Below are 25,910 nucleotides of genomic sequence, written 5' to 3'. Positions count from 1 at the left end.
GCCGTCGCAAGCGGGAAGGCCTCTGGGAACCCGCGGCGATGCCGGTCGCGAGGTCCGAGCGGCCCGGCACGTGGAGCTCCGCGCCTCGCGGGCGCGGAAGAACTCCACCCGCAGCAGGACATTCCCCTCCGGGCGGAGGGCGAGGAGGAGACGCACCGTGGCTCGTTACGACTCGTTGCTGGACGCGCTCGGTGACACCCCGCTGGTGGGGCTGCCCCACCTGTCACCGGCGCCGGACGTCCGGCTGTGGGCCAAGCTGGAAGACCGCAACCCGACCGGTTCGATCAAGGACCGGGCGGCGCTGGCCATGATCGAGGCGGCCGAGAAGGAAGGCCGGCTCACTCACGGCTGCACGATCCTGGAGCCGACCTCCGGCAACACCGGGATCTCGCTGGCGATGGCGGCCAAGCTCAAGGGCTACGGCCTGGTCTGCGTGATGCCGGAGAACACTTCGGAGGAACGCCGCCAGCTGCTGCAGGCCTACGGGGCGCGGATCGTCTCCTCGCCCGCGGCGGGCGGCTCGAACCAGGCGGTGGCGGTGGCCAAGGAGCTGGCCGAGCAGAACCCGGACTGGGTGATGCTCTACCAGTACGGCAACCCGGCCAACGCCGAAGCGCACTTCCGCACCACCGGACCGGAGATCCTGCGCGACCTGCCGACGGTGACGCACTTCGTGGCCGGGCTGGGCACCACCGGAACCCTGGTCGGCGTCGGCCGCTACCTGCGCCAGCAGAAGCCGGACGTGCAGATCGTCGCGGCGGAACCGCGCTACGGCGAGCTGGTCTACGGCCTGCGCAACCTCGACGAGGGCTTCGTGCCGGAGCTGTACGACCCGGACGTGCTGTCGCGCCGGTTCTCGGTCGGCTCCTACGACGCGCTGCGCCGCACCCGCCAGCTGCTGGAGAGCGAGGGCATCTTCGCGGGAATCTCCACCGGCGGCGTGCTGCACGCGGCGCTGACGATCGCGGAAAAGGCTGCGGCAGAAGGAGAATCGGCGGACATCGCGTTCGTGGTGGCCGACGCGGGCTGGAAGTACCTCTCGACGGGCGCCTACAGCGGCACCCTCGACGAAGCGGCCCAACGCCTCGAAGGCCAGCTCTGGGCCTGACCACCGCGGACGAGCTCCCCGAGGAGCACCTCTGACCCGCCGGGTCAAAGGTGCTCCTCACCCGCGTCGTTCCACAGTTTCAATTGAAACCTCTCTCCGAGGGTCCGCAATTTCCATTGAAATTGAAGAAGTTGTCCACATCCTCCGGCGTGTCGGACCCACGACACGCCGGAGACTGTGGACAACCCGCAATTTCCATTGAAATTGAACCTTCGGTTTCAATGGAAATTGCGGTGAACGGGTCGGGGGTGCGGCGTCAGCCGGTGAAGGCGAAGGGGCGGGTGCCGGTGCCGATGTTCGGGAGGACCAGCAGGGCGCCGTCCGCCTCGGCCGGGCCGGGGACGCCGTCGCGGGCCGTTGTGACGTACAGGTCCGTGAGGTCCGGGCCGCCGAAGCAGCAGTCCGTCGGGCGGCGCGCCGGCAGCGGGATCGTCCGCTCCAGCTCACCTTCCGCGGTGTAGCAGCGGATTTCGCCCCGGTCGCGCACCGCGACCCAGATCCGGCCCGCGTCGTCGACGCACAGGCCGCCCGGCTCGCCGTCGACGTCGCAGAGCGCCCGGCGGTTGCCGGCCGCACCGGCGACGACGTCGAAGTCCAGCACGTCGATGCGTCGCGCCGCGCCGTCCGACAGGTACATCCGGGTGTCGTCCGGGCTCCAGCCGATGCCGTGCCCGGCGACCAGGTCGGGCACCGCGATCTTCGCCGCGCCGTCCGCCGTCACGCGGGCCAGCCAGCCCCCGGCGCCCAAGGTCGTCGCCCACAGCCGGCCCTTGCGGTCGATCGTCGTCGCCCCGGCCTGGACGCCGTCGCGGGCCCAGTAGGCCAGCCAGGTGCGCTGTTCACCGCCGGCGTCGTACAGGGCGATGCCTTCGGCCAGGTGCAGCACCAGTCCGCCGCGGCTGCGCGGTTTCGCGGCGCCGACCTGCTGGGGCAGCCCCATCACGTGATCGGCCTGCCCGGGGACGTATCGGTGCGCGGTGTGGGCGGGCGCGTCGGTCCAGAGCAGCGTGTCGGTGCCGACGTCCCAGGTCGGTGCCTGTCCGGACCGCGCCTCCGCGGGCACCGCGATGTCGACCTGGGCTTGCACAGGGCACCTTTCGAGGGACGAGCACGACGATCCGGGACTTTACCGGGGCGACTCTTGTTGATCATGGCTCGGCCCGGTGACGTGCGGCCCCACGGCAAATATCGGGGTCATCCCCGAGACCTGGGGGGACTCCGCCGCGTAGCCTCGTTGGTGTGAACCGACTGCCTGAACGCCGCCGGGCACGCGTGCTGCCCCAGAATCCGCTGCGAGCCGCCGTCGGGATGCTCATCGCCGTCGCGGCGCTCTACGGCATCGAGTTCTACGACGTCGCGACCCCTGCTTCGAGCCTCGACGCCTACGGCATCGAGCCGCGGGACGTCGACGGCCTGGGCGGCATCGCGTGGGCGCCGCTGCTGCACGCCGGGTGGGGACACCTGTGGGCGAACACGCTGCCGTTCCTGGTGCTCGGCTGGCTGGTGCTGGCCGGTGGGCTGCGGCAGTTCATCGCGGTGACCGCGACGGTCTGGCTCGTCGGCGGCATCGGCACCTGGCTGGTCGGCGCGCCCGGGGTGCACGTCGGCGCGTCCGGCGTGATCTTCGGCTGGATGGTGTTCCTGCTGCTGCGCGGCTTCTTCCAGCGCAGCTTCGCGCAGATCCTGGTCGCGGTGGCGCTGTTCTTCTACTGGGGCGGCATGTTGTGGGGCGTGCTGCCCGGCCAGCCCGGCATCTCCTGGGAGGGCCACCTGTTCGGCGCGCTGGGCGGGGTGCTCGCGGCCTGGTTGGTGGCGCGCAGCACTCGTCGGCAGGTCGCCGAACCCGCGCCTGGCAAACTGGCCGAGTGACTGACGCCCCGATCGGGATCTTCGACTCCGGCCTCGGTGGGCTGACCGTGACCCGCGCGGTCATGGACCAGTTGCCGGCCGAAACGGTGCACTACGTCGGCGACACCGCCAACGCCCCGTACGGCCCGATGCCGCTGGCCGAGATCCGCGCCCGCACCCTCGCGATCACCGACTCGCTGGTCGACGAGGGTGTGAAGATGCTGGTGATCGCCTGCAACACCGCGTCGGCGGCCTGCCTGCGCGACGCCCGGGAGCGGTACGACATCCCGGTGGTCGAGGTGGTCCTGCCCGCGGTGCGGCGGGCGGTGGCGACGACCCGCAACGGCCGCGTCGGCGTGATCGGCACCAAGGCCACCATCCAGTCCCGCGCCTACGACGACGCGTTCACCGCCGCCCGGGACATCACGCTCACCACGGTCGCGTGCCCGCGCTTCGTGGAGTTCGTCGAGCGCGGCATCACCAGCGGCAGGCAGATCCTCGGCCTGGCGCAGAGCTACCTGGACCCGCTGCAGCAGGCCGACGTCGACACCCTGGTGCTCGGCTGCACGCACTACCCGATGCTCACCGGTGTGCTGCAGCTCGCGATGGGCGACCACGTGACGCTGGTCTCCAGCGCGGAGGAGACGGCCAAGGACGTGCTGCGGGCGCTCACCGAGAACGACCTGCTCGCCGATCCGGAGACGGTGCCCGAGCACGAGTTCCGCGCCACCGGCGCGCCGGACCGATTCGCCCGGTTGGCGGCTCGCTTCCTAGGTCCGGCCGTGGTGGCCGATGCCGTTCGGCCGCTGACCGTGTCAAGCTCCATCGCATGAAGCTGACGATCCTCGGTTGTTCCGGCAGCTTTCCCGGCCCGGACTCGCCGTCGTCCGGATACCTGCTGGAGTCCGGCGGCACGCGCATCGCGCTCGACCTCGGCAACGGCACGCTGGGCGCGATGCAGCGGTTCGTCGACCCGTTCCAGCTCGACGCGGTGTTCTTCAGCCACCTGCACCCGGACCACTGCGCGGACTTCGCCGCGCTGACGGTGCTGCGCCGCTACCACCCGAACCCGCCGCACGACCCGACCGCGCGGCGGTTACCGGTGATCGCGCCCGAGAACGCCCCGGAGCGGTTGGCGGCCCTCTACGCGCCGGACGCGGCCGAGCGGGCCGAGACCGATCTGTCCGATGTGTTCGAGTTCATCCCGATCGCGGCGGAGCCGGTCCGCGTCGGCCCGTTCGAGGTGCAGGCGGTGCCGATGGCGCACCTCTGCGCGTCGTGGGGATTCCGCGTGGCGGCCGAGGGCAAGGTGCTGGCCTACACCGGTGACACCGGGCCGTGCCCGCAATTGACCGAGCTCGCCGTGGACGCCGACGTGCTGCTGTCGGAGGCGTCCTGGGCGGACTTCCCGGACGCGCCGGAGGGTGTGCACCTGTCCGGGCGCCAGGCGGCCGAGGTGGCGAAGGCGGCCCGAGCCCGCCGCCTGCTGCTCACGCACATCGTGCCGTGGGCGGACCGCGAGGAGATCCTCGCCGAGGCGAAGGCGGCGTTCGACGGCCCGACCGAGCTCGTCGCCGCCGACCGCACCTACGACGTCTGACGGATATTCGGCTGCGTCGCGGCGTCTCGTCTGCCACAGTCAGCCGTCGTGGACGATCACCTCGTGCTCCGGCGTGCCGGAGATGCCGATGCGCTCGGCATGGCCAACGTGTGGCTGCGTTCCTTCGCCACCGCGCTGCCGACCGTGCGCCGCGCGCATGGGGATGACGAGGTGCGGAGCTGGTTCTCGCATGTCGTCGTGCCGCAGCACGAATGCTGGGTGGCTGTCACCGCGGGCTCGGTGGTCGGGCTCCTGGTGTTGGACGGCGCGGAGCTGGACCAGCTCTACCTCGAACCGTCGTGGCGCGGCCGTGGTCTGGGCGACCGGTTCGCGGACCTGGCCAAGCGGCAGCGTCCCGGAGGACTGGATCTGTGGACGTTCCAGGTCAACGCCCCGGCGCAGCGGTTCTACGAGCGGCACGGCTTCGTCGAGGTCGAGCGGACCGACGGGCGGCGCAACGAAGAACGAGAACCGGACATCCGCTACGCCTGGCGACCGTAGACCCTGCACGCGGCATGACGCCCAACCTGGAGCGAGCGGCGATTTCGCGCGAAATCGGCGTTCGCCACGCGTGCCGGATGGCGATTTCGCGACCCCGTGCCGGCGCGGCGCGCCCGGTTCGTCCGGCCGGGTGCCAGGGGTGGTCGGCGGTGCCGCTGCCTGGCGGGCTTAGGGTTGGGGGCGTGGCACGAGCGGATGGGCGGAGCGACGACCAGCTCCGAGAGGTGCGGATCACGCGCGGATACCAGGACTGGCCGGCCGGTTCGGTGCTGGTGGAGTTCGGCAAGACCAGGGTGTTGTGCGCGGCCAGCGTCCAGGAGGGCGTCCCGCGCTGGCGGACCGGCTCCGGGCTCGGCTGGGTGACCGCCGAGTACGCGATGCTGCCGTCGTCGACGAACACCCGCAGCGCCCGCGAGTCGGTGAAGGGCCGCATCGGCGGCCGCACGCACGAGATCAGCCGGCTGATCGGCCGCTCGCTGCGGGCCTGCATCGACCTGGCGGCGCTCGGCGAGAACACCATCACGCTGGACTGCGACGTGATCCAGGCCGACGGTGGCACCCGCACCGCCGCGATCACCGGTGCCTACGTGGCGCTGGCCGACGCGGTGACGTGGCTGGGCGCGGCCGGTCGCCTGTCCGACCCGAAGCCGCTGTCCTGCTCGGTCGCGGCGGTGAGCGTCGGCGTGGTGGACGGCCGAGTGCGGCTGGACCTGCCCTACGAGGAGGACTCCCGTGCCGAGGTGGACATGAACGTGGTGGCCACCGACCACGGCACCCTGGTGGAGGTGCAGGGCACCGGCGAGGGCGCCACCTACACGCGGTCCACGATGGACAAGATGATCGACTTCGCGCTGGACGGCTGCGCCAAGCTGGCCGAGCTCCAGTCGGCGGCACTGGCCGAGCCCTACCCGGGCGAACTCCCGGGGAGCGCGGCATGACGCGAGTGCTGCTGGCCACCCGGAACCAGAAGAAGCTGGTGGAACTGCGCCGGATCCTCGCCGCCGAGGGCGTGACCGGCGTGGAGGTCATCGGCCTGGCCGACGTCCCGGAGTTCCCGGAGGCGCCGGAGACGGGCGCGACGTTCGAGGAGAACGCGGTGGCCAAGGCCGCGGACGCGGCGAAGGCCACCGGCCTGCCGGCGATCGCGGACGATTCGGGCATCGCGGTCGACGCGCTCAACGGGATGCCGGGAGTCCTGTCGGCCCGCTGGTCGGGCAAGCACGGGGACGACCAGGCGAACCTGGACCTGCTGCTGGGCCAGCTCGCGGACGTCCCGGACGAGCGCCGCGGGGCGGCGTTCGTGTCGGCGTCGGCGCTGGTGCTGCCGGACGGCGCGGAAACCGTGGTGCGCGGCGAGTGGCGGGGCACGGTGATCCGGGAAGAGCGCGGGGTCAACGGCTTCGGCTACGACCCGGTCTTCGTCCCGGAAGGCGAAACCCGGACCAGCGCGGAACTCTCCCCGGAGGAGAAGGACGCGGACTCCCACCGAGGCCGGGCACTGCGACTCCTCCTCCCGGCCATCCGCCAACTCGCGGGCTGAACGAGCGCGCGGTCAGACCCGGCGGACGGTGCCGGGTCTCAACAGCGGGATGCCCTTCACCCGGTCCTTCGCGCCCACGATCACCCGGATGTCGCGTCCGGCCATCGGCGACAGGTCGAGGCCGGGGCGGGTGCCGCGGAGGTTCACGGTGCGCAGGCGCGGCATCCGCCGCAACGCATCCACACTGGTCAACGACGGGCAGTCGATGATCTCCAGACGCCGGAGGTCCGGCAGTGCGCCCAGCGCCGCGAGGTCGGTGATCCAGCACCTGTTGAACAGGACCCGCCACAGCTCGGGGAACGACTCGTAGGTGCGGTCGAAGACGTCTGCGGTCCCGCAGTCGTGGATGTGCAGCTCCCGCAGGCGGGACAGCGCGGTCAGGTCCGACAGGAAGCCGATCTTGCGCGGGTTCTGCAGGCTGAGCACCTCCAGGTCGGCGCTGTTGGTGATGGGTGCGTAGTCGGTCACCCCTTGCAGTTCGAACAGCCACAGCTCCCGCAGCCGGGGCAGGTTGTCCAGGAAGTCCAGCCGGTCCGGGCCGGGGCGCTGCGCGAAGAAGAGGTGCCGGAGCCCGGGTAGTTCGCGCAGGACGCCGTGATCGGTCCAGCTCGTCGAGTTGCTCAGCAGCAGGTAGGTCAGCTCCGGGTGGTCGCGCAGCGGGCGCAGCGACACCGGGGTGCGGCTGTAAGCGTTGATCGCGGCGATCGGCATGTCGCGCGGGAGGAAGTCCAGGTCGCCGATCTCCTCCCGGATCCGCAGCGAAACCCGTTGCAGCGCGGCGACTTTCGCCAGGTGCGGCAGTTGGTCCAGGTTGCGCACCGCGAGGTGGCCGCCGTTCAGCGGGGCGTGCGCGAGCACCCGCTCGGCGAACACCTGCGGCTCGAACAGCTCCCATGCCGCCGCGATCTCGTCCTGCACCTCGCCGCGCGGATCCACCGCGTACTCGGCGAGCCGCTCCAGCGCCGCCGGGCCGTTGATCAGCGCAGCCGTGCGCACGCACGCCACCGCCTGCGCCGCGGACAGCTCCCCGGTGCGTTCGGGCAGGTAGCTCAGCAGGACCTCGCCCACGGTCGCCAGGGACTGGCTCTCCCGGGTGTTGCGCGGCGGGACCAGGCTGCCGATCGCGGCCTCCAGGCGATCCACCATGGACACCGGCAGGTCGTCGAGGGATTCCTGGCAGGTGGCGATCAGCAGCAGCAGGCGGCGGCGCTGCTTCACGTTCGACTGCTCGGCGCGGTCGAGCAGGCCGGTCAGCAGGTCCGCGCGACGCGGCCGCGTCAGCAGGCCCGCCGCCATGATCACGGTCTCCCGCCACTGGTCGGAGTGCGCGTTGTCCACCAGCAGCGGGACGTGCTCCTCCGCGGCGATCTCGCGCGCGGCGAGGAATTCCTGGAAGGTCCGGTGCACGAAGTCGATGCGGTCCTCGGCGGGTTCGCGGACGACCCCGCTGCGCTCCACCAGGAAGTCCAGGCAGTCCTCGGCCCGGCAGGTCACCCCGGGCATGGTCGGCAGCTTCCGCTCGATGCGGCGCAAGGCGTTGTCGCGGTCGATCTCCGCGCGGCCGTTGAGGTTCAGCCAGAACGCCAGGTCCTGCAGCAGCACCAGCTTCTGCGCGTAGGTCAGGTCGATCTCGTGCCGGATGCCGCGCAGGGATTCCCGCCGGACCAGCAGCATCTCCAGCGCCGCCTCGTAGAGGTTCTTGCGATCGCGCGGCAGGTCGCCGCCGCGATCGAGGTTCAACGCGCACAACATCGCGCACAGCAGCGGGCTGCGTGCCAGGTTGCGCAGGTGCGGGCGGGCGTCGAGCTTCGCGATCAGGCCGCGCTGGTGGGCCCGGACCTCGGCCCGGTCGAACGGCAGCGCATCGACCTCGGAGTCGAGCAGGGCCTGGTGCCAGCGCCGCAGGAACTCGTGGACGTCGGAGGCGGTCATGTGCTCCAGATCGACCGCGGTGAAACCTTCGGCACGCAGCCACGTGGTGCTCGCCGCGGCCGGTCGGGCGGTCACCACGACGGCGGTGCCCGGGTAGCTCTGCAGCACGTTGCCGAGCCAGTCGCGGACCCGGCCGCGCTCGTCCTCGACGAGCTCGTCCACGCCGTCGGCCAGCAGCAGCACCTCACCGGCGATCAGCCGCCGGTGCACCCAGCCGGCCGGGACCGGACCGACCAGCGGGCTCCGCGGCTCGGACAGGAACTCCTCCGGGTGCGGCAGCGGGCGGTCGGCGTAGCCGCGGAGCTTGATCAGCACCGGCACCCGGCCGTTCCACTTCTGCAGCGCACCGGTGAAGCCGTTGCGCGCGGCCTGCACCGCGATCCAGCGCAGCAGCGTGCTCTTGCCCGAACCGGCCTCCCCGCGCACCAGCGTGAGTTCGGCCCTGCTCAGCGCGGCTTCGACCCGCATCGACTCGTTGCGGTGCTTGTGCTGCGCGGACCACGGGTCGTTGCGGTGACGTCCCTCGTCGACGCTGAGGCTGAGGTAGGCCACGGAAAGCCGGGTCTTGGGGCGGAAGTTGCGGATGCTGACGCCGATCAGCTCCAGGTCGTCGTTGTGCTTGGCGACGAGGTCGAGGTAGCGGGCGCGGAACTGCTCGTCGTGGTCGGCCCCGGCCGGTGCGTCCAGGCTGGTGACCGGTAATCGTTCCAGGATCCGGTCGATGCCGGACAGGACGGCGGACGCGCGCCGGAGGGTCTCCTCGGCCAGGCGCGAATCGTATTCGGGCAGCTCGCGGACCAGGTGCACCAGTTGCACGCAGCTCTGGTCCAGGGCGCGATCGAACAGCGCCTGTGCGCCCGCACCGAGCCCGGCCCGGGCGGTTGCGTCGGGCACCTGGTCGCGGACCCGCTTGGCGAGCGAGATCGGGTGCAGGTCCGCGCCGAGGAGCACGGCGTCGGAGAGGTCCGCCTCCGCGAGGGCGTCCACGACCGCGTCGAGGGCGGCGAGGCGCTCGTTCTCCGCCAGATCGGCGAATTCCCTCGCGCACAGCTTTTCCAGCTGTTCGCCGGCGAGCTCGCCGACCTCTTCGAGCTTGCGGCGAAGTGCGCGGCGGTCCCGCTCGCGGAGCCCGCCGAAGCGCTGTGCGATCAGCTCGGTGAGCTCCGCGCCTCGGCGGTTCTCCGTCTTCTTCCTGGTCAACCAGGCAGTGGCGACGTGCTTGACGACGGTTCCGCCGACGCGCAGGAAGGCCGTTTCGAGTCCGGACACGCCAACCCCCTCAGGCAGACTCCACTGCCGATCTTCGCGGGAATCGGCGGTTTCGGACAAATCCGCTGGTCAACCGTGGTGACCTGTGGCGGGGCAAGGAGGACTCGGCAGAGGCTGTGGTGTGCGCAGTGTCGCGGGCGGTTGTCGTGGCGAGACCCTCCGCGCCCGGATTCGGGGCAATTCCAGTTAATTCGGATTTAGTGCGCCGATGCGACATCTCGTTTTTCTCGATCTGTTTCGCCGCATATTTCCGCGGCATTGGGGGAGTCGGATTTCTGAGTAAGCTGGGGTAATGAGCCGAGGTGTTCGACGGCGGGAATTCGTCCGTTTTCGGGTTTGTGTTGCTGGTGTTGTTCTCGGGGCTTTGGCCGGGATTGCCGGCTGCTCTCCGGGCGGCGGTGGGCAGAATGCCGCGCCGCCTCCGAAGCCCGCGCCGGTCGTCGACATCACCGCCGCCGGGGGCGACCAGGTGAACCCGACCACGCCCATCGAGGTGCGGGTCCGCGACGGCAGGCTCACCGCCGTCACCGTGACCAATCCCGACGGCAAGCAGGTCGCCGGGCAGATGGCCGACGGTCAGACGGGTTGGCGCACCACCGAGGTGCTCGCCTACGACAAGGTCTACGACGTGGCCGCCACGGTCGTCGACGGCGACGGGAAGAGCACCACGGAGCACAAGGCGATCCACACGCTCGCTCCCAAGGCGCAGGCCTACCCGAGCGTGGTCCCGGCGCCGTCCATCCACGACGTGGGCGTCGGGCAGCCCATCGTCGTCCGGTTCGACCACGCCATCACCGACCGCGCCGCCGCGGAGAAGGCGCTGCAGCTCAGCAGCGCTCCCGACCAGCCCGGCGGCTGGTACTGGATTTCCGGCAAGGAAGTGCACTACCGGCCGCAGGACTACTGGCAGCCGGGCACCAAGGTGACGTTGAAGATCAACCTCTACGGCGTCGACCTGGGCGGCGGGGTTTACGGGGAGACCGACCGAAGCATCGACTTCGCGGTGCACGATTCCTGGATCGCGAAGGCCGACGGCGGTACCGAGCAGATGCAGATCTTCCACAACGGTCAGCTCGTCAACACGATGCCCATCAGCATGGGCAAGGACATCACCCCGACCCACGTCGGCGCGCACGTCATCTCGGACAAGCACCAGAAGTACACGATGGACTCCTGCACCTACGGCGTGTGCCCGCCCGACCCGAAGGCGTACCGGTCCGACGAGTTCTTCGCCGAACGCATCTCCAACGACGGCGAGTTCGTGCACGAGAACCCGGCCAGCGTCGCGCAGCAGGGCAGCTCCAACGTCTCGCACGGCTGCATCAACCTCGACCAGGCCAACGCGCAGTGGTTCTTCGAGCACTTCGGGCTCGGCGACGTCGTCGAGGTCGCCAACTCCGGCGGCCCGGCGCTGCCGGTGTGGGACACCTACGGCGACTGGGCGTTGTCCTGGGACCAGTGGCAGGCCGGCAGCGCCCTCCACTAGCGGCGGCGTCGGTAGCCTCGTCCGGGTGATGGCAGTGGTCGAGCGGATCTGGCGGTACCCGATCAAGTCGACCGGCGGTGAGCCGCTGCAGCGGGTCGACGTCGATGCGCGGGGGCTGCTCGGGGACCGGCTCTTCGCGGTGCGCGACGCCGAGGGCAAGTTCGGTTCGGGGAAGAACACCCGCCGCTTCCGGCGGATGCCCGGCCTGCTGGAGCTGCGTTCCCGCTACCTGGATGACGCCGACGAGCCGGAGCTGCTGGATCCGCACGGCACGGTCGTCGCGGACCCGACGGCGTACCTCCGCGGCTACCTCGGCCGCGACGACGTCGAGGTGGCGCGCGAGGCGGCCGTTTCCCACTTCGACCAGCTCCCGCTGAGCGTCCTGACCACCGCCACCCTCGACTGGGTGCGCTCGGCCGCCCCGGGCGTGCCGGTCGACGAGCGGCGCTTCCGGCCGAACCTCCTGGTTCGCACGCCGCCGGGCACCCCGCCCTTCGCGGAGGACGAGTGGTTCGGGAGCAAGGCGCGGATCGGCGGCCTGTGCGTCGAGTTCGTGCGGTCCAGCGAGCGGTGCGCGATGGTCAACGAGGCCCAGCGGGACCTGCCGCACTCGGCGCAGGTGCTGCGGGCCATCGCCAAGGCGCACGACACCCGCCTGGACGCGCTGGCGACGGTCGCGACCCCGGGACCGGTGCAGGTCGGGGACGCCGTCGCGCTTCTCTAGCGCCTGCCGTGAAAGCAACGATCATGGCTGCCGTTTCCGCTGCTCGGGGTCAGCCGGCGGTCGGGACCCAGTTGCCGTGGAAGCCGTTGGGGACCCGGTCCGGGAGCTGGATCTCGGCCACCGTCTCCAGGGTTTCCGCGTCCAGCAGGAGCAGGTCGCTGCGCTCCTCCGCCGCCGAAAAGCGCAGGCCCATCAGGACTCCGTCGTCCTCCGCCGCGTCCGGGGTCCTCGGCTCGAAGACGAACTCGCCGACCTGGCCGCCCTCGCCGAAGCTGCGGGTTTCCGTCTTCCCGGTCGTCATGTCGTGCTTGAACAGGGTGTCGTCGCCGACCGCGTAGCCGTAGCGGTGGCGCTTGCCGACCAGCCGCTCGTCCACGCGCGGGAACTCCTGCAGGCGGTCGTCGAGGCGTTCCTCCCGGACCCGCCCGGACTTGAAGTCCACCGTCCAGCGGTCCAGCGTCGGGGCTCCCTCGGACGGGCCGCGCAGGTCCGCGTCGAAGACCTTCGCGTGCCGCACGATCTCCAGCACGAGGCCGGTTCCGGTTTCATAGGCGTTCAGCGGGTGGAAGACGTAGCACGGCTCGACGTCGAACCAGCGGACGTCGCGCGCACCGCCGGAGCGCGGCATCACGCCGATCCGCGCCGGGTAGCGCGGATTCCAGCGGTACGGGAACGACTGGTTCGCCGGGGTGAAGCGCGCCATCCGCGCCGTGATCGGGTCCGGCACCCGGACCCGGCCGATCAGCGCGGACACCACCAGCTGGGCCGGGCGGCGCAGCCACGCCGGAACGGAGCCCTCGACCGCCTGGCGCGCGTCGAAGCTCACCGGCAGGTCGTAGAACACCACGTGGTTCTCGGTCAGCGAGAAGTCGTGCATCATCGGGCTGCCGGACACGGCCACGTCGACCGTGCGCCGGGCGCGCCCGTCCGCCCCGATCACCGAGTACTGCACCGTGTTGCCGCGGCCGAAGAAGTACGACACCGCGTGCAGTTCGCCGGTTTCCGGATCGCGCTTGGGGTGCGCGGTGTAGCCGCCCGGCAGCGTGCCGTCGAAGTCGCACGGACCGACGGTGTCCAGCTCGTCGGTCAGCTCGTAATTCGTCGCCCCGCCCTCGACCAGGGCGAGCGTGCGTCCGGCGTGGCCGATGATGTTGGTGTTCGCGCCGAGGACGTCGAGGCCGGCGCGGGGGTTGCGCGGGCGCGGCGGTTCGCCGAGCGCCTGAGTGGCGGCGGGGGAGCGGACCCAGCGGTTGCGGTACCACTCGGCCTTCCCGTCGCGGAGCCGGATGCCGTGCACCATCCCGTCGCCCATGAACCAGTTGTAGGTGTCCGGGTCGATCTCGGAGATCGGGTTGGGGCCGTTGCGCAGGTAGCGGCCGTCGAGATGGTCGGGGATCTCGCCGATGACGGGCAGGTCGGTGCAGGTGTGCTCCTGCCGGATCGGTGCGTAGTTGCCCTGCGTGAACGGGTTGTCCATGGTGAACACCCTCCTGCGAGGTTGTGTAACGCCGTTATGGAACGATAACGGCGTTACCGAACAGGGGCAACGGCCGATCGGGGCCGGATCGCGGTGTGATGCCGCTCGCCCCGGTGTGAACTTGAGTCGTTCCAGAAGCTAACTTCAGCAGTCGTGTTCACGGATTGGCTCGAACTGGCGCTGCTCGTCGTCGTCGGCTTCCTGTCCGGCGCGATCAACGCCGTGGCCGGCGGCGGATCCCTGCTGGTCTTCCCGGCCCTGCTGGCGACCGGGATGTCGCCGCTGGTGGCCAACGTGACCAACTCGGTGGCGCAGGGGCCCGGATTCGTCGGGGCCGCGATCAGCCAGCGCAAGGACCTCACCGGCACGCCGCGGCGGGTGTGGCTGACCACGGTGGCCGCGGCCGTCGGGTCGGCGCTGGGCTGCGTGCTGCTGATGGTCCTGCCGGGCAAGGTCTTCGACGCCGTGGTGCCCGCGCTGGTGGGGCTGTCGGCCGTGCTGATGGCGTTCCAGAACACCATCCGCAAGTGGCTGGGCACGCCCGGCGAGGACGCCCCGGACCGCACCGTGCTGCTGACGGTGGGAATCTTCCTGGCCTCGATCTACGGCGGCTACTTCGGCGGCGCGCGCAGCGTCATCCTGATCGCGATCCTGGTGCTGGCCGCCACCGACACCATGCGGCGGCTCAACGCGCTGAAGAGCTGGCTGGGGATGATCGGCAGCGCCGTGACGCTGGTCGTCTACGCGCTGATCGCGCCGGTGGACTGGATCGCGGTGCTGATGCTGGTGCCCACCACGGTGCTCGGCGGCTTCATCGGCGGGAAGCTGGCCCAGAGGCTGCCGTCGAACCTGCTGCGCTACCTGGTGGTGGTGATCGCCGCCGGAGTGGCGATCTACATGGCCCTCGACTGACGGGGCGAGCTTCCCGATTCCAGGCGAAACCGGGGCGCCCCAACCAAGGTGAGGCCCGCGCAGGCACCGGGAAGGTTTCGCGATTTTAGGCAAAACCGGAACCCCACCAGCCTGGACGAGGCCTCGTTGCCGGGGTGGGGCTCTCCATTTTTAGGCAAAATCGGGGGCCTCCGAACCGAGGTGAGGCTTGCGTGGGTGTCGGGGAGGTTTCGCGATTTTAGGCAAAATTGGGAGTCCGCCAGCTCGGGTGAGGGGTTCGTGGCCGGGGTGGGGCTCTCCAGTTTTAGGCAAAATTGGAGGGGCTTGGGAGGGCACCGGCCGGGTCGGTGCCCAACGGATCAGACCCCGAGGTCCTTGCGGAGCCGGTCCACGTGGCCCGTCGCCTTCACGTTGTACAGCGCCTTGGCGATCTTGCCCTCCGGGTCCACCACGAAGGTCGACCGGATCACGCCCTGCACCGTCTTGCCGTAGTTCTGCTTCTCGCCGAACGCGCCCCACGCCGTCATCACGGACTTGTCCGCGTCCGCCAGCAGCGGGAAGGTCAGGCCCTCCTCGTCGCGGAACTTCGCCAGCTTCGCCGGCTGGTCCGGGGAGATCCCGAGGACGTCGAAGCCCGCGTCGTTGAGCACCGCCAGGCTGTCCCGGAAGTCGCAGGCCTCCTTGGTGCAGCCGGGCGTGCTCGCCGCCGGGTAGAAGTAGACCACCACGGACCGGCCGCGGTAGTCGCCCAGGGACACGGTGTTGCCGTCGGCGTCCTGCAGCGCGAATTCGGGTGCCTTGTCGCCGGCCGAAAGTCGATTCTGTTCGCTCATGCTCCCGACGCTATCCGATGCGCCCGACCGGTTCGTGGCCGGTGAAGCGACCGTCACTCGCGGACGAGCTCGCCGGTCGCCGGGGTCAGCTGCGAGACCTGGGTGATCTGCGGCCCGGCGGGCGTCTGATCCGCTGTCGCAAGAAATCCGCCGACGAGCAGTCCGGCGACCGCGGAGGCGGTCAGGGCCAGCGCGCAGGTGGTGTACAGGCGGATGGACACCGCGATTTCCTTCCGGTGGCAGGGAATTCCGACGATGGAACGTCGACGTGATGCTGATCGACTTCGCCGCCCGGTTCGTTACCGATGTCCCTCGTACGGGTTATCGGCGGTTTCGAGTTGCAGGTCGCGACCACCCCGCGTAGACGGGTGGGTGGCCCGTTCCACCGACCGCCGGAGGATCACCATGCCCACCGTCGCCGACCAGTTCATCGAAGTGCTCGTGCAGGCCGGCGTCCGCCGGATCTACGGCATCGTCGGGGACAGCCTCAACCCGGTGGTCGATGCGGTCCGCCGCACCGACGGCATCGAGTGGGTGCACGTGCGCCACGAGGAGGCCGCGGCGTTCGCGGCCGGCGCCGAGGCGCAGCTGACCGGGCGGCTGGCGGTGTGCGCGGGCAGCTGCGGGCCGGGCAACCTGCACCTGATCAACGGCCTGTTCGACGCGCACCGCAGCGGGGCTCCGGTGCTGGCGCTCGCCTCGCACATCCCGTCCGAGCAGATCGGGACCGGGTTCTTCCAGGAAACCCATCCCGAGGAGCTGTTCAACGAGTGCAGCCACTTCTGCGAGCTGCTCTCGCAGCCCGAGCAGATGCCGCGCCTGCTGCGCACCGCGATCCAGACCGCGGCCGGCCGGCGCGGCGTCTCGGTGCTGGTGCTGCCGGGCGACGTCGCGCAGAAGCCGGCCACCCGGCCCACCGGCCAGGGCATCGTCGAGTGCGAGCCGCCCGTCGTGGTGCCGTCGGAGGACCAGGTGGCCGCGCTCGCGGAGAAGCTGAACGCCGCCCAGCGGCCGATGTTGTTCTGCGGTTCGGGGACTCGCGGCGCGCACCGGGAGGTCATGGAGCTCGCCGGGCGGCTGAACGCACCGGTCGGGCATGCGCTGCGGGGCAAGGAATGGATCCAGTACGACAACCCCTTCGACGTCGGGATGAGCGGGCTGCTCGGCTACGGCGCCTGCTACGACGCGATGCACCGCGCGGACCTGGTCGTGCTGCTGGGCACCGACTTCCCGTACGACAACTTCCTGCCGCAGGCCAACACCGTGCAGGTGGACATCGAACCCGCGCACCTGGGGCGGCGCACGGTCCTGGATCTGGCTGTGCACGGCGACGTCGGGGAGACCATCCGCGCCGTGCTTCCGCGCGTTTCGCAGAAGGCGGACCGGTCCTTCCTGGACCGGATGCTGCGCGAGCACGCGGGCCAGCTGGAGCGCGTCGTCGACGCCTACACGCGGAACGTCGAGACGCAGGTGCCGATCCACCCGGAGTACGTCGCCGACGTCCTCGACGACCTCGCCGCCGACGACGCCGTGTTCACAGTGGACACCGGGATGTGCAACGTGTGGGCGGCCCGCTACGTCACGCCGAACGGCCGGCGGCGGGTGCTCGGCTCCTTCGTGCACGGTTCGATGGCCAACGCGCTGCCGCAGGCCATCGGGGTGCAGATCGCCGAGCCGGGGCGCCAGGTGATCTCGATGTCCGGCGACGGCGGGCTGGCCATGCTGCTCGGCGACCTGCTGACGCTGCGCACCCACCGGTTGCCGGTGAAGGTCGTGGTCTTCAACAACTCCTCGCTGGGCATGGTGAAGCTGGAGATGCTGGTCGACGGGATGCCCGACTTCGGCACCGATCACGACCACGTCGACTTCGCCGCGCTGGCCGCGGCCGCCGGGATGCACTCGGTGCGGGTGGAGAAGCCCGGCGAGGTGCGCGACGCCCTGGCCGACGCGTTGGGCCGACCGGGTCCGGCGCTGGTGGACGTGGTGACCGATCCCAACGCGCTGTCGATCCCGCCGCGCATCACCGGCGACCAGGTGAAGGGGTTCGCGCTCGCGGTCAGCCGCACGGTCCTCTCCGGCGGAGTGGGCAAGATGGTGCAGCTCGCGCGCAGCAACCTGCGCAACGTGCCGCGGCCGTAAGCCACCGCTCCGCGACCGAGCGGCGCCCCTGCCTGCGAGCCGGGCAGGGGCGCCGCTCGTTCCCCCGCCGTGCGGATTCGCTTGCCCGCAACGGCAAACGGAATCCCGCCCAGCCGCGCTCCGGGTGACGCCCATTCGGCGCAATCTTTGGAATATGCCGCGTGACCCTACTGTCGTAAGGGTGACTGGGTGGTGACGCAATGTGGGGTTGCGTGGAGTATGGAGATCATGACAGTCAGTCCCACGGTGCGGCGTCGCCGTCTCGCCGCCGAATTGCGGCGGCTGCGGGCGCAGGCCGAGGTCACCCAGCAGCAGGCCGCCACCCACCTCGGTTGCACGCAGGCGAAGATCGGGCGCTTCGAAACCGCGAAGCGGTCGCCTTCGGTCGGTGATGTCTCGGCGTTGCTGGACTTCTACGGGGTGGACGGGGCCGAGCGGGATCAGCTGATCAACCTGGCGCGAGATGCCAGGAAGCGCGGATGGTGGCATTCGTACAGCGATGTCCTGCCGGAGTGGTACGAGACCTATGTGGGGCTCGAAGCCGAAGCTTCGTCAATTGACACGTACGAGTCCGAGGCCATTCCCGGACTGCTCCAAACGCGTGAATACGCCTATGCGCTGACCAAGGCCACGCTCATTCGAGCGGATGATTCGGAAATTACTCGAAGAGTAGATCTCCGAATACAACGCCAGCAGCGGGTCGTCGGGGCGAACCCGCTGGAGCTGTGGGCGGTCGTCGGGGAAGCGGCGTTGCGCCGCTGCGTCGGTGGCAACGGCGTGCTGCGCCGCCAGCTGGAACACGTGCTCAAGCTGGTGGAAATGCCGCACGTGACGCTGCAGGTGATGCCGTTGGACGCGGGTGCCCATCCCGCCCAGGCCGGTCCGTTCGTCATCCTGCGCTACTCGAATAACGTCGACCCGGACGTGGTTTATCTGGAAACACATGTGGGCGGGCTTTACCTCGAAAGGGAGATCGAGCTATCGAACTACGTGATGATGATGGAACATTTACGCGCGCATGCGGTAGACCCTGAGGGTTCCGTGAAACTCCTCCAACAACGTATAGGAGAGCTGTAGATGTCAAGCATTACCGACTGGCGCACCAGCACCCGCACCCAGGGGCAGGGCCAGTGCGTCGAAGTCGGCTTCGGTTCCGACCACGTCGGAGTTCGCGACACCAAGAATCGCGCCGCCGGTCAGATCACCGTTGCGGTGCAGCGCTGGCACGAGTTCGTGCGCGGCCTGAAGCACGGTTGCTTCGACTCCTGACCAGCAGTGGCTCCGCTCCCGGGGAAGAGCGGAGCCACCATCACCGAACCGGTTCCCGGCAGGTCAGCCCCGTTGCAGGAACGGCGCGAGCAGACCCGGAACCGCCTCTTCCGCCAGCCGCAGCCCCGTCTCGGTGCTCACGTCCGGCACCTCGTAGACGCTGTTCCCGGCCGCTGTCGTCGCACCGATGGTCAACAGGTCCGAGCGCCGCTGGAACACGGTCCTCCTGATGCGCCAGCCGATGATCCCGTCGCGCTGCAGCGCGACGGTGCGGCGAATCCCGGTGCCGGAGCGGGCGATCAGGTAGCGATCGGTGATCGCGTGACCGAGGTTGCGGTAGGCGTCCAGCGCGAAACCGATCGCCACCGCGACCGCGACCACCCCCACGGCCACGGTCGCGGCGACCGGCAACCAGCCGATCACCGCCGCCACCACGGCCGCCGCGATGAACGGGACGGCCGAAACGAGCGCCCAGGTGATGCGCCGCCGCAGCGCGGCGCGCGGGTGCCGGTGCAGTTCGCCGCCGAAGGGCGATTCCCGTTCCCGCAGGACCTCGGCCGCCACCCGGTGCGTCTCCGCGCGGGGAGCCGGCGGCAGCAGCGTCTTGTTGTCCGGCTGGTGCTCTTCGTTCTTCTGGTTCAGCCCGGTGGCCACGGCGTGCAGCCGCGCACCGCGGGCCCAGCGCAGCAGCAGCGGCTCCGCCAGTTCGACGCCGCGCAGGCGGCGTTCCTCCAGCGAGACCGACCGCGTGGTGAGCAGCCCGCGCTTCACCCGCAGCGTGTCGCCCCGTTCCCGGGCCAGCCGGAAGCCCCACCACATCTCCACGGACAGCGCGATGGCGCCGAGCACGCCGACGACCAGGGCGATGGCGGCCCCGACCGCGAGGACCAGCCACAGCGACGTCGCCTGCACGGCCTGCCCGAGGCTGTCGAAGACGCCGAACGACTTCAGCAGCTCCTTGAACGACCCGATGCCCGAGGCGATCGCGCCCCAGACGATCAGCATGAACGACAGGGTCAGCGCGGAGAAGCGGAACCACGTGGGGTTGAGGCGGGCGAGCGTGGCCTCGCCGACCTCGGTGCTCGCCGCGGTGCCGCCGGCTCCGGCGCCCGCCGCGATGCCCGGCACGGTGACCGGCTCGCGGTACGCCACGGTGTCCGAAGTGGACGGACCGCCGAAGAGCAGTTCCTGGCGCAGGGTTTCGGCGTGGTGGCGCGAGATCGCGTCGAGCTTGAGCTCGCTGGCGTCGCTGGCCTGGCCGCCGGTGCCGACCTTCACCGTGGTGATGCCGAACAGCCGGCGGCCCGGGTCCGCCGTGAGGTCGACGCTGCGGATCCGCTCGCGCGGGATCCAGCGGTGGTTCCGGGTCAGGACGCCGTGGCGCAGCTCGAAGCGCTCGTCGGTGATCCGGTACCAGGTGAGCCACCAATCCGCCGCGCTGAACCCGGCGATCAGCACCGCGGCACCGATCCAGATCAGCGCGGTGACCAGCAGGGTCGCGGGCTCGGCGTCCGACAGGAACATGACCCCCGCGGTCGGCACCAGCGGCGCCAGCACCAGGACCGCGGCGGCCGCGACGGTCTTCGGGTCCAGGCGCCGCCACTGCCCGTCGATGACGCTGCTCATGTGGCATCTCCCGGGGTGGCCTGCGTGGTGGCCGTCAGGTGCTCGACGAGCGAAGCCGCGACGTCCCGGTCGAGGCCGGCGATCGTCAGCGGGCCGGCGGCGGACGCCGTGGTGACCGTGACGCTGGACAGCTTGAACAGCTGCTGCAGCGGGCCCCGCACGGTGTCCACCGTCTGGATCCGGGACATCGGCGCGATGCGCCATTCCTGGCTCAGCCAGCCCTCGGCCGTGTAGACGGCGTCCTCGGTCGTTTCCCAGCGGTGCACGCGGTACCGCCATTGCGGCATCACCAGCACGTAGGGCACGCCGAGCACGGCGACCACGACGAGCGAGAGCAGCAGCCAGAACCGCGCGGGCGGGATGAACACCGCCGTCACCGCCAGCGCGATCAGCAGCGGAGCGACGAGGACCAGGGCCTGCGTCGTCCACCAGCCGATGGCGCGGCGTTCGACCCGGTTGCGCGGTGGCCGGAGCCGGAGCCCGGCGGAGTTCGTGTTCGTTCGGGCGGCCACTGTCGGCCCCTCTCTGTTTCGCCTTGCTGTGGCCATTCTCGCAGCGTGCATCCCCGCGGTCGGACGGTTCCCGGTTTCCCGGCGCGCCGGGGCCGGGCCGGGAAACCGGTTCGGTGTCGGCCCGTTCACAGCGACTTGAGCTGCGGCCAGATTTCCGCCCACGGGGCGAGCTTGCCGGTGCAGAGCCAGATCGGGACTTCGCCGTATCCCACCTGGTGCACGTCGGCGAACTGCGTCCGCAGCGCGGTCGGGTCGCCGACGACGAGCACGGAGTCGGTCTGCTCGGTCGGCGGCGGGAAGTAGCCGTAGCCGCGGTGCGGGCTGTAGACCTGCGGCAAATCGTGTTGCGCGCCACCGACTTCGACCATCGCGGCGATGACGTAGCTGTCGGCGAGGATCGCGGTGTGCTGCTGCCGTTCCGGCGGTAGCGCGGCATACGCGGCCGCCGACTCGCGGGCGAGCGAATCCGTGGTCGACGCCCCGAACATCATGGTCATGGTCATGGACGCGTACATCATGTAGCCCGCCGCCGCGGCCGAGAGCGCGAAGGCCGGCCAAGCCGTCCAGCCGAACCGGGTCCGCCGGGATTCCCGGCGCCGCTGGAACCCCACGACACCGGCGGCGATCGACACGCCGTAAAGCCCGATCAGGTAGTACGGCCGCCCGGCGGTTGCGATGAAGAACGTGTACAGCAGCACGGTCGTGATGCTGAGGAAGCGGTACGACCGCAGCTCGGGCGAGAGCAGCAGCCGCCACAGCCCGAACAGGAACAGCGCGGTACCGGCGACACCGGCGAAGAGCACGAGGTTCATGGCGGTGCCGCCGCGGCCACCGGAGAGGATCGGCGACTCGGCCGCGACGATCGCGCCCATCTGGAGCTGCGGCCAGCCGTTGAACGCCTGCCAGAGCACCGTCGGCAGGGCGATCAGCGCCGCGATGCCGACGCCGCCCCAGAACATCGGGCGGCGCAGGATGTCCCGCGGGCCGGCCAGGAGCACGCTGACCAGCAGCGCCACGCACAGGATCGCGACCTGGAACTTCATCTGCAGGTTGATGCCGAGCAGCACGCCGAACAGCAGCAGCAGTCGATCATCCGGACGACCCAGGTCGCGCAGCCGGACCCAGCGCACCAAGCACCACATGAGCGCGAGCCACAACAGCGGCTCGAAGGTGTAGGGCGTGACCCAGTGCCCGACCAGCGCGGTCCACAGCCCGGTGGCCCCGGCCGCGCCGGCCAGCGCCTGGGCCCGCCGGTCGCCGCCGAACTCGCGGGCGAGCAGCGCGGTCAGCACGACGATCGCGGCGGTCGCGAGCACCGCGGGCAGCCGCAGCACCGGCATCATCCCCGGCGCGAGCCAGTCCATCGCCGCCGCGATCAGCGGCGCCAGCGGCGGTTGGTCGACGTAGCCCCAGTCCGGGTGGTACTTCCCGGCCGCGAGCATGTAGGCCTCGTCGATCCAGAACCCGCCGAACGGGCTGAAGGCCAGGTGGGCGGCCGCGACGAGGCCGGCGATGGTGAACACCGGACCCTTCGCCAGCGGTGGTGGCTCGGCGCGGGTCGGCGGTGGTTGTTGCGGGCTGAGCAGCTGGGCGCTCATCGGTTCCCCCAGGTCTCGACTGGACTGTGCGTCCATTGGAACCCGGTTGATCATCTTGCCGACACGGCGCTTAGTAGCGGTTCGGTCGACCGAAAGTTGCGGCTCCGGGGGGCCGGTGCAACTTTCGTCTATCCCTGACCGTCACGAGTGGGTTCCTCGCCGATTCCGAACACCCGGTTAACTACCGTGTTCCACGTGAAGCGCCCGTTGTGGCGGCTGTTGTGGAACTCCAAGCGGGAGGCCGCGTTCGACGTGTGCCTCGTGATCGGGTTGCACCTGCTCGGCCGCGTTCTCGAAGTCCTCTACCCGTCGGAGACACCGCCCGAGGTGTACGACTGGATCGGCGGGCTGTGGGCGAACGACCTGCTGATGACCCTGCTGGACATCACGTTGCTGGCCCGGCGGCGCTTCCCGGTGGCCATCATGGCCGTGACCACGGTGCTTGCGATCGCGCAGGTGCTGCTGATCGAGTTCGGCCCCGGCCCGCTGCTGGCGATCAACCAGCACGACGACCCGTGGGTCCCGGGCCTGACACCGTGGATCGTCTACGCCGTCGCGGCCTACACGGAGGGCCGCACCAGGCGGTTCTTCGCCTGGGACATGGTCGCCATCGTCACCGTGATCGCGATCCGGCCGTGGGATCCGAACTTCCGGGACCTCTTGGTCGTCTCGGTGCTGTGGACGGTCTTCCCGGCCGTCCTGGGGCTCTACATCGGCGCGCGTCGCCGGCTGGTGCAGGCGTTGCGGGAACGCGTCGAGCGGGCCGAGTACGAGCAGGAGCTGCTCGCCAAGCAGGCCCGGGCGGACGAGCGGACGCGGCTGGCCACCGAGATGCACGACGTGGTCACGCACCGGGTCAGCCTCATGGTGCTGCAGGCCGGCGCGCTGGGGGTGGCGGCCGAGGACGCGGAGATCAGGCAGGCCGCCGAGGAGCTGCGCACCAGCGGCTGCGAAGCGCTGGAGGAGCTGCGGGATCTCGTCGGCGTGCTGCGGCGCGGCTCCGTCGAGGACGAGGGCCTCCCCGCCTCGGCCCCGCCGACCGAGGTGCCGGACCTGTCGGAGCTGATCGGGCGGTCCGAGGCGGTCGGGGTGCCCGTCGAGTTCACTGTGGACGGTGATGCGGCGATGGTCTCGTCGGCGGTCGGGCGGACCGCCTACCGCGTGGTGCAGGAGGCGCTGACGAACGTCCACAAGCACGCGTTCGGCTCGCGGGTGAGCGTGCACGTGATCTACAGCGACGACCGGCTGCGGCTGGTCATCCGGAACACCGAGCCGCCGGTCCGCGCCGCGGCGGACCTGGCGGGCAGCGGCTCGGGATCCGGCCTGCTCGGGTTGCAGCAGCGGGTGGAGCTGGTCGGCGGGACGTTCCACGCCCGGGCCGGCGGCGACGGTGGCTTCGAGGTGGATGTGATACTCCCTGCGTACGTGCCCACGGGGGAGGCGGTCGGCGATGAGTGATCCGATCCGGGTCGTCGTGGTGGACGACGAGCCGATGGTCTGCGCGCACCTGCGCACCATCCTCGGTTCGGCCGAGGACATCGAGGTCGTCGACGACGCGCAGGACGGCGCGGCGGCCGTCGAGTGCGTGGTGCGGCACCGGCCGCACGTGGTGCTGATGGACCTGCGGATGCCGGGCGTGGACGGGCTGACCGGGATCGAGCGGATCTGCAAGCTGCCCGATCCGCCCGCCGTGGTGGCGCTGACGACCTTCGACGCCGACAAGTACGTGCTGCGCGCGCTGCGGGCCGGGGCGGCGGGGTTCCTGGTCAAGTCGACGCCGCCGGAGGATCTGATCGGCCTGGTGCGGGTCGCCGCCGACGGGCACACCGTGCTCTCCCAGGAGGCGAAGAAGCGGCTGCTCGCGGCGTCGGGGGAGGAGCAGAGCAGCCGGCAGCGGGCGGTGGAGCTGGTGCGCGACCTGACCGACCGCGAGATCGAGGTGCTCACCTGTCTGGGGCAGGGGCTGTCCAACGCGCAGATCGCCGAGCGGCTGTTCCTGTCGGAGGCGACGGTGAAGAGCTACGTGTCGCGGATGCTGGTGAAGCTGTCCTGCGCGAACCGGCTCCAGGCCGGGCTGCTCGCCTACGACGCGGGCCTGGTGCCGAGGTAGAGATCGGCTTGGTGGACCACGGTTTCAATTGAAACCGTGGTCCAGCGTTACGCCGAGAGGTTCAACGGTCAACCTGTTGGGCTCCCCCGATTGGCTCTGGAATATGCCACCGGAAAAAAGGTAAACCAGACGTGGCACGTTCCGATCGAGGCGGTCGGGGCCTCGGAGCGAGCCGGCCGTCGGTTCGGGGATCGATGGCGACACCGGTCGGAGGGGTCCGGCCGAGGTTGGGGTGTCCCCGGTGCAAATCGGGGTGCACCGGGGACATTTCCATGCGCGCCCGGTCGATTCGTGCTCCCGGCGCCGGAAATGCCGAGTCTCGCGAGGAATTCGCGAACCCTTCGTCTGCCGGACGGTGGGCGTTCAGCTCGCCCGCCGGCGGCGCGTGCCGAATCCGCCCCGATGGCAACGAAAAGTAGCCAAGCCGGTTGACGCGCGCCACACCTTGATGTAAGCGGGTCGGTTTCCGATTCCGGAAAGTGGTTGCGCGGACTGGTTAAAACGGCAAATTCGGAGGCTTTCCCGGTACGTGGGGCGCCTATATCGTTCCGATCAAGTTCGTCGCTGTGCGTAACGGTTCGGCGGAAGGCAGGCCGCCGGGGCGAATTCGCCAGCGACCATCGGGACAAGGAGTGCAACCATGGTCGATGCCCCACGTCGCCTGGCCCGGCTCGCCGGAGTCGCCGCGATCGCCGTCGCCGGTCTGACGACGGCTTCCGTCGCGCAAGCCCAGCCGTCGGACGTCAGCCCGTTCATCGTCGGCGGCGAAGACGCCAACATCGCCGACCACCCGTTCACCGTCGCGCTGGTGACCCCGGATGGCCAGCAGTTCTGCGGCGGCTCGCTGGTCGCCCCGGACAAGGTCCTCACCGCCGCGCACTGCACCGTCGGCTCGCAGCCGGCGGACATCAACGTGGTCAGCGGCCGCACCGTGATCAGCTCGGACGAGGGCACCGTCTCGAAGGTGACCAACGTCTGGGTGCACCCCGAGTACCAGGACGCCGCGCAGGGCTTCGACGTCTCGGTCCTCACCCTCGAGGCCCCGGTGCAGGAGGCGCCGATCGAGCTGGCCACGGCCGACGACCCGGGCTACGCGCCGGACAGCCAGGCGACGATCCTGGGCTGGGGCAACACCACCGAGGGCGGCCAGCAGGCCGACAACCTGCAGAAGGCCACCGTGCCGGTGACCTCCGACGACACCTGCAAGGGTGCGTACGGCGAGTACAACCCGGACGCCATGGTGTGCGCCGGAGTGCCGGAAGGCGGCGTGGACACCTGCCAGGGCGACTCGGGCGGCCCGATGGTCGTGGACAACAAGCTGATCGGCGTCACGTCGTGGGGCGAGGGTTGCGCCCGCCCGGGCAAGCCGGGCGTGTACGCCCGCGTCGGTGCCTACCACGACGACATCGCGGCGCAGATCGGTTCCTGACCCCGATCCCGTGAGCGG

Annotated in this window: 24 protein-coding genes; 16 read left to right on the top strand and 8 right to left on the bottom strand. The window is 70.4% G+C overall.

All coding sequences use genetic code 11. The features are described 5' to 3' along the window. Positions 1-157 precede the first annotated feature (157 nt). Complete coding sequence (locus tag AC07EQ_RS36005; RefSeq protein WP_478392276.1) at positions 158-1,108, top strand: PLP-dependent cysteine synthase family protein; 951 nt, start codon at positions 158-160, stop codon at positions 1,106-1,108. Positions 1,109-1,364: 256 nt separating this feature from the next. Here AC07EQ_RS36005 and AC07EQ_RS36000 read toward each other — a convergent pair whose 3' ends face one another. Beyond that, complete coding sequence (locus AC07EQ_RS36000; protein WP_478392275.1) at positions 1,365-2,195, bottom strand: SMP-30/gluconolactonase/LRE family protein; 831 nt, start codon at positions 2,193-2,195, stop codon at positions 1,365-1,367. A 185-nt stretch (positions 2,196-2,380) separates the two neighbouring features. Here AC07EQ_RS36000 and AC07EQ_RS35995 point away from each other — a divergent pair, with 185 nt between their 5' ends. The 6 genes from AC07EQ_RS35995 (at position 2,381) to rdgB (ending at position 6,597) form a co-directional block, all read left to right on the top strand. Beyond that, complete coding sequence (locus AC07EQ_RS35995; protein ID WP_478392287.1) at positions 2,381-2,977, top strand: rhomboid family intramembrane serine protease; 597 nt, start codon at positions 2,381-2,383, stop codon at positions 2,975-2,977. Continuing rightward, entirely contained in the window at positions 2,974-3,789 is an 816-nt protein-coding gene (gene murI, locus AC07EQ_RS35990; RefSeq protein WP_478392274.1) for a glutamate racemase, read from the top strand. Before AC07EQ_RS35995 ends, murI begins: the two co-directional genes overlap by 4 nt. Next, a complete protein-coding gene (locus tag AC07EQ_RS35985) occupies positions 3,786-4,556 on the top strand; it encodes an MBL fold metallo-hydrolase (protein WP_478392273.1) in 771 nt (256 codons plus the stop codon). Before murI ends, AC07EQ_RS35985 begins: the two co-directional genes overlap by 4 nt. 48 nt (positions 4,557-4,604) lie before the next feature. Then, the gene (locus AC07EQ_RS35980) at positions 4,605-5,057 is read left to right on the top strand and encodes an N-acetyltransferase family protein (RefSeq protein ID WP_478392272.1); all 453 of its coding nucleotides are present in this window, start codon (positions 4,605-4,607) and stop codon (positions 5,055-5,057) included. Positions 5,058-5,239: 182 nt separating this feature from the next. Beyond that, positions 5,240-5,995, top strand: coding sequence for a ribonuclease PH (gene rph / locus AC07EQ_RS35975; RefSeq protein ID WP_358576377.1), 756 nt, complete (start codon positions 5,240-5,242; stop codon positions 5,993-5,995). Beyond that, on the top strand, positions 5,992-6,597 hold the full coding sequence (gene rdgB / locus AC07EQ_RS35970; RefSeq protein WP_478392271.1) for an RdgB/HAM1 family non-canonical purine NTP pyrophosphatase: 606 nt from the start codon (positions 5,992-5,994) through the stop codon (positions 6,595-6,597). The genes rph and rdgB overlap by 4 nt, the downstream gene beginning before the upstream one ends. Positions 6,598-6,609: 12 nt before the next feature. Here rdgB and AC07EQ_RS35965 read toward each other — a convergent pair whose 3' ends face one another. Then, the gene (locus AC07EQ_RS35965) at positions 6,610-9,798 is read right to left on the bottom strand and encodes an NACHT domain-containing protein (RefSeq protein WP_478392270.1); all 3,189 of its coding nucleotides are present in this window, start codon (positions 9,796-9,798) and stop codon (positions 6,610-6,612) included. Between the two features lie 364 nt (positions 9,799-10,162). On the opposite strand from AC07EQ_RS35965, the gene AC07EQ_RS35960 reads away from it, so the two are divergent. Together AC07EQ_RS35960 and AC07EQ_RS35955 are read left to right on the top strand one after the other, a co-directional pair. After that, the gene (locus AC07EQ_RS35960; RefSeq protein WP_478392269.1) at positions 10,163-11,284 is read left to right on the top strand and encodes a L,D-transpeptidase; all 1,122 of its coding nucleotides are present in this window, start codon (positions 10,163-10,165) and stop codon (positions 11,282-11,284) included. Positions 11,285-11,312: 28 nt separating this feature from the next. Next, positions 11,313-12,008, top strand: coding sequence for an MOSC domain-containing protein (locus tag AC07EQ_RS35955; protein WP_478392286.1), 696 nt, complete (start codon positions 11,313-11,315; stop codon positions 12,006-12,008). Positions 12,009-12,057: 49 nt separating this feature from the next. On the opposite strand, the gene AC07EQ_RS35950 is transcribed toward AC07EQ_RS35955, so the two are convergent. Continuing rightward, entirely contained in the window at positions 12,058-13,485 is a 1,428-nt protein-coding gene (locus AC07EQ_RS35950) for a carotenoid oxygenase family protein (protein WP_478392268.1), read from the bottom strand. Positions 13,486-13,638: 153 nt separating this feature from the next. Between AC07EQ_RS35950 and AC07EQ_RS35945 the strand changes: the two genes are divergently transcribed. Further along, entirely contained in the window at positions 13,639-14,397 is a 759-nt protein-coding gene (locus AC07EQ_RS35945; RefSeq protein ID WP_478392267.1) for a sulfite exporter TauE/SafE family protein, read from the top strand. A gap of 338 nt (positions 14,398-14,735) precedes the next feature. Here AC07EQ_RS35945 and bcp read toward each other — a convergent pair whose 3' ends face one another. After that, positions 14,736-15,209: a thioredoxin-dependent thiol peroxidase gene (gene bcp / locus AC07EQ_RS35940; RefSeq protein ID WP_478392266.1), complete on the bottom strand. Its 474-nt coding sequence runs from the start codon at positions 15,207-15,209 to the stop codon at positions 14,736-14,738. Positions 15,210-15,262: 53 nt separating this feature from the next. Beyond that, positions 15,263-15,430, bottom strand: a complete 168-nt coding sequence (locus AC07EQ_RS35935; protein WP_478392265.1) for a hypothetical protein — start codon at positions 15,428-15,430, stop codon at positions 15,263-15,265. Between the two features lie 184 nt (positions 15,431-15,614). On the opposite strand from AC07EQ_RS35935, the gene AC07EQ_RS35930 reads away from it, so the two are divergent. The 3 genes from AC07EQ_RS35930 to AC07EQ_RS35920 all read left to right on the top strand — a co-directional run bounded on the left by AC07EQ_RS35930 (position 15,615) and on the right by AC07EQ_RS35920 (position 18,617). Next, the gene (locus tag AC07EQ_RS35930) at positions 15,615-17,348 is read left to right on the top strand and encodes a pyruvate dehydrogenase (RefSeq protein WP_478392264.1); all 1,734 of its coding nucleotides are present in this window, start codon (positions 15,615-15,617) and stop codon (positions 17,346-17,348) included. Positions 17,349-17,576: 228 nt separating this feature from the next. Further along, positions 17,577-18,425 carry a helix-turn-helix domain-containing protein gene (locus tag AC07EQ_RS35925; protein ID WP_478392263.1) on the top strand — a complete coding sequence of 283 codons (849 nt, stop codon included), beginning with the start codon at positions 17,577-17,579 and terminating at the stop codon, positions 18,423-18,425. Continuing rightward, entirely contained in the window at positions 18,426-18,617 is a 192-nt protein-coding gene (locus AC07EQ_RS35920) for a DUF397 domain-containing protein (protein WP_478392262.1), read from the top strand. It abuts the gene before it with no gap. Positions 18,618-18,680: 63 nt separating this feature from the next. Here the strand turns inward: AC07EQ_RS35920 and AC07EQ_RS35915 are convergent, their stop codons facing one another. From AC07EQ_RS35915 to AC07EQ_RS35905, 3 genes are all read right to left on the bottom strand, one after another. Continuing rightward, positions 18,681-20,243 (bottom strand): PH domain-containing protein, encoded by a 1,563-nt coding sequence (locus AC07EQ_RS35915; RefSeq protein ID WP_478392261.1) that lies wholly within the window; start codon positions 20,241-20,243, stop codon positions 18,681-18,683. After that, entirely contained in the window at positions 20,240-20,755 is a 516-nt protein-coding gene (locus AC07EQ_RS35910) for a PH domain-containing protein (protein ID WP_397528742.1), read from the bottom strand. The genes AC07EQ_RS35915 and AC07EQ_RS35910 overlap by 4 nt, the downstream gene beginning before the upstream one ends. Positions 20,756-20,880: 125 nt before the next feature. After that, a complete protein-coding gene (locus tag AC07EQ_RS35905; protein WP_478392260.1) occupies positions 20,881-22,353 on the bottom strand; it encodes a glycosyltransferase family 39 protein in 1,473 nt (490 codons plus the stop codon). Between the two features lie 195 nt (positions 22,354-22,548). Here AC07EQ_RS35905 and AC07EQ_RS35900 point away from each other — a divergent pair, with 195 nt between their 5' ends. The 3 genes from AC07EQ_RS35900 (at position 22,549) to AC07EQ_RS35890 (ending at position 25,892) form a co-directional block, all read left to right on the top strand. After that, complete coding sequence (locus tag AC07EQ_RS35900; protein WP_478392259.1) at positions 22,549-23,811, top strand: sensor histidine kinase; 1,263 nt, start codon at positions 22,549-22,551, stop codon at positions 23,809-23,811. Further along, positions 23,804-24,463, top strand: coding sequence for a response regulator (locus AC07EQ_RS35895; RefSeq protein ID WP_132482538.1), 660 nt, complete (start codon positions 23,804-23,806; stop codon positions 24,461-24,463). Before AC07EQ_RS35900 ends, AC07EQ_RS35895 begins: the two co-directional genes overlap by 8 nt. Before the next feature lie 640 nt (positions 24,464-25,103). After that, on the top strand, positions 25,104-25,892 hold the full coding sequence (locus AC07EQ_RS35890; RefSeq protein WP_478392258.1) for a S1 family peptidase: 789 nt from the start codon (positions 25,104-25,106) through the stop codon (positions 25,890-25,892). Positions 25,893-25,910: the final 18 nt, after the last annotated feature.

Source organism: Saccharopolyspora sp. NPDC045839 (genome assembly GCF_056431645.1).
Note: the sequence above shows the minus strand (reverse complement) of the source record. Positions and strands in the feature narration are given on the sequence as shown.